This is a genomic window from Acinetobacter sp. C15 (assembly GCF_013420645.1).
Classification (GTDB): Bacteria; Pseudomonadota; Gammaproteobacteria; order Pseudomonadales; family Moraxellaceae; genus Acinetobacter; species Acinetobacter indicus.
In genome coordinates, this window is record NZ_VOXR01000026.1 from 25,480 (window position 1) to 36,148 (window position 10,669).

At 45.7% G+C, this 10,669-nt stretch carries 10 protein-coding genes and 2 tRNA genes; 4 read left to right on the top strand and 8 right to left on the bottom strand.

All coding sequences use genetic code 11. From position 1 onward, the window contains the following. Positions 1-52: 52 nt before the first annotated feature. Positions 53-1,135, bottom strand: coding sequence for a DNA/RNA non-specific endonuclease (locus FTT63_RS10715; protein ID WP_016658418.1), 1,083 nt, complete (start codon positions 1,133-1,135; stop codon positions 53-55). Between the two features lie 264 nt (positions 1,136-1,399). Here FTT63_RS10715 and FTT63_RS10720 point away from each other — a divergent pair, with 264 nt between their 5' ends. Further along, on the top strand, positions 1,400-2,047 hold the full coding sequence (locus tag FTT63_RS10720; RefSeq protein ID WP_180192266.1) for a hypothetical protein: 648 nt from the start codon (positions 1,400-1,402) through the stop codon (positions 2,045-2,047). 88 nt (positions 2,048-2,135) lie between these two features. Here the strand turns inward: FTT63_RS10720 and FTT63_RS10725 are convergent, their stop codons facing one another. Next, positions 2,136-4,016, bottom strand: coding sequence for a potassium transporter Kup (locus tag FTT63_RS10725; protein WP_104513218.1), 1,881 nt, complete (start codon positions 4,014-4,016; stop codon positions 2,136-2,138). A 121-nt stretch (positions 4,017-4,137) separates the two neighbouring features. Between FTT63_RS10725 and FTT63_RS10730 the strand changes: the two genes are divergently transcribed. The 3 genes from FTT63_RS10730 to FTT63_RS10740 all read left to right on the top strand — a co-directional run bounded on the left by FTT63_RS10730 (position 4,138) and on the right by FTT63_RS10740 (position 5,526). Beyond that, positions 4,138-4,227 (top strand) — tRNA-Ser (locus tag FTT63_RS10730). Positions 4,228-4,999: 772 nt separating this feature from the next. Further along, positions 5,000-5,227: a hypothetical protein gene (locus tag FTT63_RS10735; RefSeq protein ID WP_005180651.1), complete on the top strand. Its 228-nt coding sequence runs from the start codon at positions 5,000-5,002 to the stop codon at positions 5,225-5,227. A 223-nt stretch (positions 5,228-5,450) separates the two neighbouring features. After that, positions 5,451-5,526: transfer RNA gene (locus tag FTT63_RS10740), tRNA-Thr, on the top strand. 61 nt (positions 5,527-5,587) lie between these two features. On the opposite strand, the gene FTT63_RS10745 is transcribed toward FTT63_RS10740, so the two are convergent. The 6 genes from FTT63_RS10745 to FTT63_RS10765 all read right to left on the bottom strand — a co-directional run. Then, positions 5,588-6,412 carry a methyltransferase domain-containing protein gene (locus tag FTT63_RS10745; protein WP_180192267.1) on the bottom strand — a complete coding sequence of 275 codons (825 nt, stop codon included), beginning with the start codon at positions 6,410-6,412 and terminating at the stop codon, positions 5,588-5,590. 3 nt (positions 6,413-6,415) lie between these two features. Beyond that, the gene (locus FTT63_RS10750) at positions 6,416-7,714 is read right to left on the bottom strand and encodes an FAD-dependent oxidoreductase (protein WP_034598019.1); all 1,299 of its coding nucleotides are present in this window, start codon (positions 7,712-7,714) and stop codon (positions 6,416-6,418) included. Positions 7,715-8,147: 433 nt separating this feature from the next. Next, the gene (locus FTT63_RS10755; RefSeq protein WP_180192268.1) at positions 8,148-9,023 is read right to left on the bottom strand and encodes a pirin family protein; all 876 of its coding nucleotides are present in this window, start codon (positions 9,021-9,023) and stop codon (positions 8,148-8,150) included. 200 nt (positions 9,024-9,223) lie between these two features. Next, positions 9,224-9,787, bottom strand: coding sequence for an alkyl hydroperoxide reductase subunit C (gene ahpC / locus FTT63_RS10760; protein ID WP_016658414.1), 564 nt, complete (start codon positions 9,785-9,787; stop codon positions 9,224-9,226). Positions 9,788-10,195: 408 nt separating this feature from the next. Beyond that, positions 10,196-10,330: a hypothetical protein gene (locus FTT63_RS15760; protein WP_257221849.1), complete on the bottom strand. Its 135-nt coding sequence runs from the start codon at positions 10,328-10,330 to the stop codon at positions 10,196-10,198. A gap of 172 nt (positions 10,331-10,502) precedes the next feature. Beyond that, the coding region (locus FTT63_RS10765) for an integrase core domain-containing protein (RefSeq protein ID WP_180047395.1) at positions 10,503-10,669 on the bottom strand (167 nt) is incomplete at its 5' end.

Below are 10,669 nucleotides of genomic sequence, written 5' to 3' on the forward strand. Positions count from 1 at the left end.
GCTGGTTGTTGTGGCAGGATCAATTGCTCATCCTGCCGTTTATATGTGCTGATCAGCTTTTATTCATTAACTGTAAGATATAGTGCAACAAGGCCTCAATCAACTGCTTAATGATGGCATCCTGGGTTTCGGCATCCAAGGTTGTACCACTGGCAGTGGCCGTGCTACCTCCCGATTTAAACTGACGCTGTAAGGCCTGTAGCTGCTCCGGAGCAACATCTTCAGCACACTGGCTTTCTGCATCCCAATGCGAATATTCCAGTGGTTTATTGGCTTTTACCGCGTTGGCGGTCAGCGGCAATTTATAGGTATTGCGTTTTTGCTCTTCGGTCAGCTGCGGAAACAGGTTAATGCCCAACTGTTCTTCTAAATAACAGACGCTGACCACCTTGACCTGCAGGGAATTGTCATTCGGTGCATAGTAGGCGCCAATTGCGCCGGTTTTAGGTAAGTAAATGGCTTTATACACCGAGGTTGGAACAATCACCCCATTACCAATCGCTTTCAGTTTTTTGCCACTAAAAGTCGGCCCGGTAATGACATACACATCCTGTTTATGCTTGGTCACCAGCGCACGGGTGGCTTCTTCCAGTTCACGCCAGACCTGCTGATTATTCTTCGGCGCTTGCGGCACCATATTGGCCAGCGAGAAACTGTCGTATTGTGCCGCTTTATTGGACATATCGGCATTTGGCGCCATATGTCCGCGGTCATAACCTGAACCACGATAATCCGCCAAGGTCGCGCGGTGCTGCTCTTTCACCCGCTCTTCTTCATGGAAACTGTCTTCACGGGGAATTTTCTGGCTTAAACGCGCCGGGGTCAGACTTTCAGCCACCCACAGCGGGGTTTTGGACACGCCGGAATACATCACATTAAAACCATTAAAGCACAGCGGATAACTGTCTTTGCGCAGGCTGTCTTTAATTAAATACGGCGGCACATCACGGTAAAATTGTTCCAGACAGGCACTATTCGAAGTGCTTGGTGTCAAGGACATCCACTGGCTGATTTTTTCCTGTCCAAAGGCAATCGCGAAACTGCCAGCGGCCACCACACCTAAAACAACTTTTAAACTTCCTTGATGAAAAAAGGGAAAGAGAGGCGGATTTGTACTGCGCTTTTTTCTGGCCATTACACTGCTAAAAACTATAAGAATCACATATTGGCCGAGCTTAACAAGGGGTCTGCAGCTTGTATATGTTCTGGCTGTTGTTCGCTTAACAATTAGACAATAAACCGCTGTACAGGCGGTGACTGTGTAACAGTCTGTCAGAGTTTTAACACAGTTTATGATAAGTCTGGATGGCTTTCAGTGTGCTGCGTTGCGTCAGGCCAGTGTTATATGCCAAGGTAGTTCACGAAAAAATCGTGTGATAAAAATTTGATGGAGGAATCTATGTATTCCAAATTACTGGGTGCCGGCCTGATTACCGGTTTAATGAGTGCAACTGCCTTTGCCGAACCTCCCATTCAACCGGGTGATACCCTGGAAAGCTTATCGAAAGCCAAAGTGGTGACCACGGTTAATGGTCAGCCGGGTTCATTGCAGGATATCGTGGCCAGCGGTCAGGTGCGCATTGTCTCTGAAGCCAATCCGCAAGTGGTTCAGCCGATGCCGACCAATCCGCAGCTGGATGTGATTCCGGCAGATGCACCCGCCCAGGTACCAGGCCATGATGCTCCGGTACAAGCGGTTGCACCCGATGCATCAGCGCTGACCTCACAACCGGTACCGGCTGGCCAGTCAACTGATCCGTTGGCCCAGGGCGCACAGCCTATTACTGAACCACCCGCAGCAGAGTTGACTGCACCTGCAGCGGAAGCCGCCCAGAATGCAGCGCCCATGATGGACTCCTCAGCTGAAGCGCCGGTGAATGGTATAGAAGCCGAAACCGATGTTACCCAGGAAGCCTTAGCCGCTGCGCCAGAAGCAGCACCAATGGCAGACCCTGCTATTCAGGTCGCACCTGAAGCTGGTGCCGAGCAAATGCAAGCGCCTGTTCAAGCCTTACCTGAAGCCCCAAGCCTGAATGAAGCCAATTAAAGACCTGTTTTAGGCTTTTATCCTCCAAAAAAACCAGAGCATGGCTCTGGTTTTTTTATTGCAGTTGCGTTGAGACCACGCCGTTGCATCAGATCTGGATTTGACTGCCCAGCTCCACAACCCGGTTGGTCGGAATCTGGTAGAAGTCACTGACCGGACTGGTATTACGCTGCATCGAAATAAACAGCTTTTCCCGCCACGGTGCCATGCCTTCGCCGACTGTGCTGATAATGCGCTCACGTGAAATAAAGAAGCTCATTTGCATCATGTCGAATTCAAAGCCCAATTCATCATAGGCCTGCTTTAACGCGCGCGGAATATTTGGCTGATCTTTAAAACCGTAATAGATAAAAATCCGGTAAAAACGTTCATCTAGCCGTTCAATCTGCACCCGCTCTTCTTGCGGCACATACGGAATATCACGCGTCACCACCGTGACCATAATATTGCGCTCATGCAGCACCTTGTTGTGCTTGATGTTATGCAACATCGCATGTGGCACGATATTCGGCGTACCAGTCAAGAATACCGCTTCGCCCGGCACAAATTTGGTGTCATTGCCCATGCTGATACTTTTAATAAACAGCTCAATCGGCAAGGCATCTTTTTCCAGATGATGAATCAGCAAGGCACGGCCATCTTTCCAGGTCATCAGGAGGGTAAATACAATGGCACCAATTAAAATTGGTACCCAGCCACCGGCGACAATTTTCAGTGAGGTTGAACCGACAAAAATCAGATCCAGAATTAAAAAAGGCAGTGCAAACAGCAGCACTTTCCACACCGGCCAGCGCCAGAAACCATAGGCCAGAATGGAAATTAAAATGGTGCCGCAGAGCATGGTCATGGTCACCGCTACGCCATAGGCACTGGCCAGATTGGCACTGTTTTCAAACAGCAGAATCAGAATCACCACCGATACAAACAGTACCCAGTTAATGAACGGCAGATAAATCTGGCCCTGTTCCACTTCTGAGGTATGTTTGACCGATAAACGCGGCAAATAACGCAGCTGAATAGCCTGATTGACCATCGAAAATACGCCAGTAATCACCGCCTGTGAGGCAATCACCGCCGCAGCCGTGGCCAGCGCAATCATCGGATACAGACCCCAGTCCGGCACCAGCAGATAGAAAGGATTGGTAATCGCGTCCGGATCACGCAGCAACAAGGCGCCCTGTCCGGCGTAATTCAATAACAGACATGGCAGCACAATCACAAACCAGGCCATCCGGATCGGCAAGCGGCCAAAATGCCCCATATCGGCATAAATCGCTTCACCACCGGTCATGGTCAAAATGACTGCGCCCATGGTTAAAAAGGCCACATAAGGCTGTTCCAGCACAAAGTTGATGGCCCAGTGCGGGCTGATCATCGCCAGCACATACGGCGTCTGGATAATACTCCACAGCCCCACCCCGCCAATCGACAGGAACCAGAGCAGGGTCAACGGCCCAAAGAAGGTGCCCATGATGCCAGTGCCATGACGCTGTACCAGAAACAGTCCAGCCAGAATCCCGATAGATAAGGGAATCAGCCACTGGTTAAACATCGGGGTGGCAATACTCAGCCCCTCAATCGCCGACAGCACCGAAATGGCCGGGGTAATAATCCCATCACCAAAAAACAGCGATGCACCAATAAAGCCCAGTGCAATCAGATAGATTTTCTTCTGTTCGGAAATACGGGTGGTACGCAGGTTTAAGGCCAGCAGCGACATGATTCCGCCTTCGCCGTTGTTGTCTGCGCGCATGATGATGGTGACGTATTTAAAGCTGATGGTCAGCATCATGCACCAGAAGATCAGCGATAAAATCCCCAGAACACTGCCTTCAGAAATGGCCAGATGTGCGGTCAGGAAACATTGACGCAAGGCATAGAGTGGACTCGTTCCAATGTCACCAAAAACTACGCCCAGTGCCGCGAGGGTAATCACAGGCAGGGCGGCTTTTTTTGCAGTACTTTGCATAGAATGTCTTCATGGATAGACCGTATTTTTGCGCATAATAGCACCAGCCCAAAAGTTTTTCCGCAAATCAATTGTTTCAGCTTGGCAGAGTGACTTTTTTTGGGTATTATCCACGGCCTATGGTGAGGTGTCCGAGTGGCTGAAGGAGCACGCCTGGAAAGTGTGTATACGTTGACGCGTATCGAGGGTTCGAATCCCTCTCTCACCGCCAGAATGTTTAAAAAGACTCAAATTGTAAAATTTGGGTCTTTTTTTTATGCTTCGACTTTTCTGCTTTTTCAAAATTATTCAGTTCCAGACAGTGAAATTATCTGATTGTTTCTGGATTAGATTTTAAAATAACAACAGTACTTTTATTTTTTGAATTTAAAAACTTGAGCCTGAATACATCCGCTAAGTTTTAAATTCATCAGCTTTTGAATTTAAATTTATAGTTGAAAAAGCAGAGCATCTATCGCATCTGCTTCCCTAAAATTTAAATGGATGGTCAAGTTTTTAACACAGATAAAATAGGAAACCTGAGATAGACTTTTTCTATCAAATTCAAAACTATATTGATAAATTCATTGACTTGTAGCGCTTATTTTTCCAGCACCATCTCAGGCTTTGCTGAAAATAGCATCAATTTTTCTGACTCCCCGTTCATCTCTTGGGTTGTTAAGCATGATCTTCGGGTTATGCCATCCTGCCACATATATGTGAAAGTTACAGCCTGCCACAGTTCCAACCTGTTTTTAAACCACAGATGTCAACAAAAAGTCATCATCTCATGCTACAACAATAAAAAGTGGCATAGAATTCGCAAGCTTTACAGCAGCAAGCATTGTGCTATGTTAAACACAGACCTAAACAGAACAAGGAGAACAATAGGCAAAATAAACAACTGTTTAAAACTATTAACTTAAAAAATATTCTTCATTTAATCGTGCCAAAAAAGATGTTTAAAGCCAATCAGTCAAAAAAACTGCTATTCGGGAGCGAGCATGAATAACAGCGCAAATTATGTCAAACAAATTAAAAATGCCAAACGTGGTGGTTATACCCCCACCATCGCCAAAGACCTCAATCGACATAAAATTCAAAAAGCCCTTAAACTTATTGAGCAGTGGAGATCTCTCGCCAACGAACTCAAACCACAAATGCAACTCGATATGGCTTTTACCCTTGAAGAATGTGCACAAGATTTAGACCGTATTTTAAGGAGCAAGTAGCACGCCTCTGCGGCACTTAACCCCCCTTTATTTTAAATTCAAAACAATAGCTCGCCCTGAACGTGAGCTATTGTTGTCTTGAGCAGAAACTTGCCTCTTCCACGATGTTTAAGCGCGAAAACAAGAGCTGGATAAAAATAAAACAGCGCCTGTCGCCTACTTTTAATTGCTTATTTTTTCGCTTGCGCCCGAATTAAAAATCTGTAAAATGCAACTCCACAATGCCGGCATAGCTCAGTTGGTAGAGCAACTGACTTGTAATCAGTAGGTCCACAGTTCGAATCCGTGTGCCGGCACCATTTTCTTAGGCTCGCTATTTTAGTGGGCCTTTGTTGTTTTTATGACGCTATTTTTTCTGCTTTATTGCTTGTGTGCGGTCACTTGCACATATCTCACCCAGCCATCTTTATATAAACGTCGGCACAGCTTTGCGGTCATGGCAATCTTGATCCGGTCCAGGCTAGAACTGTGCTGCGGCCAGTGCAGCTGCTGGATATATTCGGCAAATCCGTTTAACACTGGTGCAGATAAATCTTCAATCTGAATCTGGGTAAAACCGCGTTCCTGCAAACACTGCTCCAGTTGTGCTGCGGTTTTCAGTTCCGGCAACGACACATCCGCCACCTTTAATAAAGCGCGATAAGAATGCTGTTGTAATGTATTTGATTTTAAAAACTGCGGTGACAATATCAGGGTGTGAAAACCCAGACGGCCTTTTGAATTTAAAACCGGTTGCACGGCATCCAGAAATGAATTCAAAGCATGATGATAGGCCGCATCAATACACAGCACCACATCAAACGGTGCCAGAGGCATGAGATTTTTTAAATTTAAAAAAGACTGCGCATAAATTGGCAGCTCTAGCCAGCGCGCTTGAATCTGCTCGACACAGGTCGTTTGCAGTTCAACGGCGGTAATATTTGAGAGTTGATAATGCTGTTGCCAGTGCAACAGGCTGGCGCCCTGTCCACAGCCTAAATCGAGCAGCCGATCTGTGGATTGCAACTGAACGGCTTCGGCCAAATGATCGGCCAGCTGCTGGCACGCCGCCGGATAGTCCTGTGCAGATGAGTGCCAATAGCCCAGATTGCTCCAGGGCAACTCGGCAGGATCTCCCAAAAGCGCTGCATTGATTGCATATTTATGGGAAGGAGCCTGTCGAAAAATTGCCTGAAGCCAGCGCATAAATTAGTAGCCGAGTTGGGGAGCAACCTCTACTTTAGGTTTTAAGCCCACAAACGGCAACGGTGCACCAAAAATTTCTGCAATATGCATGGCCGAAGTCACGGCTGATTCTAAAATTGGCAAGCCGTCACATGACCATGAACCACAGAAGAACACCTTGCGATCAGCGACTTTATGACGCTGTTGCAATTCTTTGTTCAGTGCCACGGTTTTTGAATCCACCACCGCACGGGTCAGGGTGACAGAAGAAATGACTTTCTTCGGATCAATAGGCGTGACCGGACGCCAGGTCTGGAACACCGGCGTTTTACCGACCAGCGATGGCTCAATCGAGTTTAGCCAGACAGTAAATTGCTGACGGGTAAACTTGCGGTCCATCATATAGCTCAGTACTGACCAGTCTTTGCGTTTTGGCGGCATCACTGTGCTATCGGTATGAATCACCAGTTCGCCCTGTTCAAACTTGAACTGCTTTAACAAGGCAATATCTTCGGCAAACTGTTCACGATCGAGGAAGTTCTCGATATTGGTGGTTGGGGTAGCCACCACCACACGGTCAAATACCGCAGTTTCGCCTTCGGCATTTTTGACATAGACCTGATCATCTTGCTGGCTAATATGGGTGATGGGTGAACCACTCTTGATATGAATACCTTCAATCAGCTTATTCACCAGCGCCGGAGTGCCACCCTGAATACGCAACAGCGCATCACCATCGGTCAATTGACGCAAGAAGGTCAACAGCGGCTTCGCTGGCCATTCGCCAATGGTTTTCGGGTTACAGGTACAGATGGTGTACAACACCGGCATTACCGCGCCATGCCAGAACACTTCTTCAATTTCATTCTGGTTGATGAACTCGGCCAGGGTAATGTCCTGATTCTTCGACCGGAAGAATTTGGCAATTGCCGTTTTTAACTGCAACATGCCTTTAACCAGACGCCAGCCGTATTGCTGCAAGCCTTTACGGTTATTGATAATCGGGAAATTCCCGATACGCGTACGCGAGGTGGTTAACCAGGTTTCGGTCCGGTCCTCAAACAACCAGCTACAGGCCATATAGGTCCGTACCGGGAAGGTCGGAATACCCAGATAAGTGGCTAAACTGAGCGTGTTTTTCCACAAATGCGGATTCATGACCCGCAGCGGTGCGTCAATTAAACCGCCTTCAAACTCAGTACTGTGGCTGTCCATTCCACGTCCAGGCAGAGCTTCAAAAATTGTAATGTTATGCCCTGCATCTTTAAGAATTCTTGCGGTAGCTAGCCCAGCCATGCCACTACCGATGACTGCAATATCCAAAACGTCTTATCCGTTAATGAAAACATTGACCGAAATTATGAACCATGCCTTGCCAAAATGAGCTATTAAAAACTACCAGATTCACCCTTTTTACAAAGTGTAATAAAGTTCTAAAATGCCACTTCTGTTACATTTTTTAACGTATTTTCAAGCCCCGTGTAAATATAAGAAATACCTGAAATTTTATTTATTAATTTTTAAAAATCATTTAAAAACAATAGATATAAATTAACCAGTTTTAGAATAGTTGTTTTACAAAGCGCGTGCTTTCCGCTAGTATACACCCCACACAAGAATGACAACCACATCACATAAAATCATTACAGATAATGATACAAATGAGATAAAACAAGAAACTTAACAGCGCAATAACAAGAAAGCCTCTGATTTTTATCAGAGGCTTTTTTCTTTTCGCAGCAGGATCGCTGAATGCTTAGCTTTGCAGCGGAATTTGGCCAAACTTACCAGAATGAAAGTCATCAAAGGCCTGAATAATTTCCTGTTTGCTGTTCATCACAAAAGGACCATGGCCTTGAATTGGCTCATTTAATGGCTCACCGGTCAGAATTAAAAACTGTGTTTCCTGCTGCGCCTGCAACTGAATGGTCGGCTCGGCATCGCGGGCAAACATCACGATAGAACTGTCCTGCACCTGTTGAGTGCCATTCACCAGCAGCTCACCTTTTAGCACCACCAGCAGGACATTGTGAGTCACCGGGACATGCACAAAGGTTTGCGCATCTTTATGCAAGCTACCATCCCAGACATTGACCGGACTAAAGGTCTGTGCCGGCCCGGTGTGACCTAAATAGTTCCCGGCAATCACCCGGAGGTGCCCGGCGGCATCGTCCAGTTCAATTCGGGGAATATCGGCAGCGGCAATGGCCTGATAACGCGGTGCGGTCATTTTGACTTTGGCTGGCAAATTGACCCAGAGCTGGACCATTTCAAACAGTCCACCGGCTTCGGCAAAATCGGCAGAATGAAACTCTTCATGCACCACGCCGGCACCGGCTGTCATCCACTGCACATCACCCGTCTGAATGGTGCCCCCGCCACCGGCCGAATCTTGATGGGTGACGGCGCCCTGATAGGCCAGAGTCACGGTTTCAAAGCCACGATGCGGATGTGAACCCACACCACGCTGCGCTGTCGTTGCCTCAAACGGATAAGGCGCAGCATAGTCGAGCATTAAAAACGGGCTGATGGCCTGACCTAAACGGTCATAAGCAAACAGGTTCTGTACCGGAAAACCATCACCGACCCAGTGCATGTTTTTGTTTCGATATAAACCAATTATTTTTTTCATACTGTCCTGCGCCTGCAAGGAGAATTGATCGTTTCATGTTAAGCCTTTGTAGTGCGGCCAGCTAGCGCAAATCTGGCATACTGCATTGCAAGAATAGAATCATCCGGGCGTATCCGGATTCTGCTGGTTTCTGTTTCAACAGACAAAAAAAATCCAGAACCGGAGTTCTGGATTTTCATCAGAAGATAAATGCAACTGGATTAGATTTTACCGACCAGGTCGATTGACGGTGCAAGCGTTGCTTCACCTTCTTTCCATTTTGCCGGGCAAACTTCACCTGGGTGTGCATGGACATATTGCGCTGCTTTGACTTTACGTAGCAGTTCCTGGGCATCACGGCCGATACCGCCAGCGTTAATTTCAACAATCTGGATGGTACCTTCTGGGTCAATTACGAAGGTCCCACGGTCAGCCAGACCTTCAGCTTCAATTAACACTTCAAAGTTTTTTGCCAGAGTCCAGGTCGGATCACCAATCAGTGGATACTGGATTTTGCCAATCACGTCTGAAGTATCGTGCCAGGCTTTATGGGTGAAGTGGGTATCGGTTGATACACCATAAATTTCAACACCCATTTTCTGGAATTCAGCATAATGATCAGCCAGATCGCCTAATTCGGTTGGACAGACAAAGGTAAAGTCTGCAGGATAGAAAAACACCACCGACCATTTACCCATCATGTCCTGCTCAGACACTTCAATGAATTGACCATTCTGGTAAGCAGTAGCGTTAAAGGCTTTCACTTGGGTATTGATTAAACTCATTTTGTATTCCTCAGTGCGTTGTGGGGATTGCTTATCTTGTGAAACTAGAATACAAAACTGAGATAAATCGGTAAAACAGTACTTTTTTATAAAAATAATCGGAAATATAGATTTAAATATTCTGTCTCAATTGAAGTTTTTATCGTTTTCTTCAATTGATCGATCCTACTTTTCACACAGGCAATAAAAAACCCTTTGTCAAAACAAAGGGTTTTTATTTATTTTCTGCTTTAGATGATGGCCTTAAAACGGATATACATACCAAATTATAATTAATATATATATTTCAAAAACTTAATGAATTATGTATTGTATTTTGTAAAAATTCAATAAAAAATACTTAAAAATTTACACTTTTTATCTCACTGAAATTTAGTGTTAATTCGGAAGCTATGAAAAATAAATATACTAAACTGGAACATAAGCCTGAGCTAAACGCTTTTCTGTAGATGCTTGTGTTGTGTAAAAACGCTCTTGGATGGCATATACAAAATTCTTTAAGGACTCTTCGTCTGTAATCGTGTATTTACCATTTGCATCCATAGGTAAGCCCAAGGTTTGGATATAGCTATGTAAGTTTTTTTAACTTGAGGGCTATACGCATTGTAAGTATCTAATGCTTTAGCAATATTCTTACGATTTGGAATGCCTACTTTATCTACAGTATATGAGGGGTGGTAATCCTCCCATAAATAACCGAAGTTAAAAGTAGAGGTTAAGCAGCCATTAGAGGTGGCCTTCCTTTGTTTGCTTGGTGTGGTCTTTCATGGTTGTAATGCCACAACCAGTTTGTTGCATAATCTTGTACTTCATCCAAAGTATCAAATAAATGCTTGCTCAGCCAACTATAACGTATGGTCCGATTATAGCGTTCAATATACG

What these genes read in the sequence shown, in the direction of transcription:
- FTT63_RS10715 (WP_016658418.1), bottom strand. Translation starts at nt 1,135, where the DNA reads ATGGCCAGAAAAAAGCGCAGTACAAATCCGCCTCTCTTTCCCTTTTTT.
- FTT63_RS10720 (WP_180192266.1), top strand. Translation starts at nt 1,400, where the DNA reads ATGTATTCCAAATTACTGGGTGCCGGCCTGATTACCGGTTTAATGAGT.
- FTT63_RS10725 (WP_104513218.1), bottom strand. Translation starts at nt 4,016, where the DNA reads ATGCAAAGTACTGCAAAAAAAGCCGCCCTGCCTGTGATTACCCTCGCG.
- FTT63_RS10735 (WP_005180651.1), top strand. Translation starts at nt 5,000, where the DNA reads ATGAATAACAGCGCAAATTATGTCAAACAAATTAAAAATGCCAAACGT.
- FTT63_RS10745 (WP_180192267.1), bottom strand. Translation starts at nt 6,412, where the DNA reads ATGCGCTGGCTTCAGGCAATTTTTCGACAGGCTCCTTCCCATAAATAT.
- FTT63_RS10755 (WP_180192268.1), bottom strand. Translation starts at nt 9,023, where the DNA reads ATGAAAAAAATAATTGGTTTATATCGAAACAAAAACATGCACTGGGTC.
- ahpC (WP_016658414.1), bottom strand. Translation starts at nt 9,787, where the DNA reads ATGAGTTTAATCAATACCCAAGTGAAAGCCTTTAACGCTACTGCTTAC.
- FTT63_RS15760 (WP_257221849.1), bottom strand. Translation starts at nt 10,330, where the DNA reads ATGGATGCAAATGGTAAATACACGATTACAGACGAAGAGTCCTTAAAG.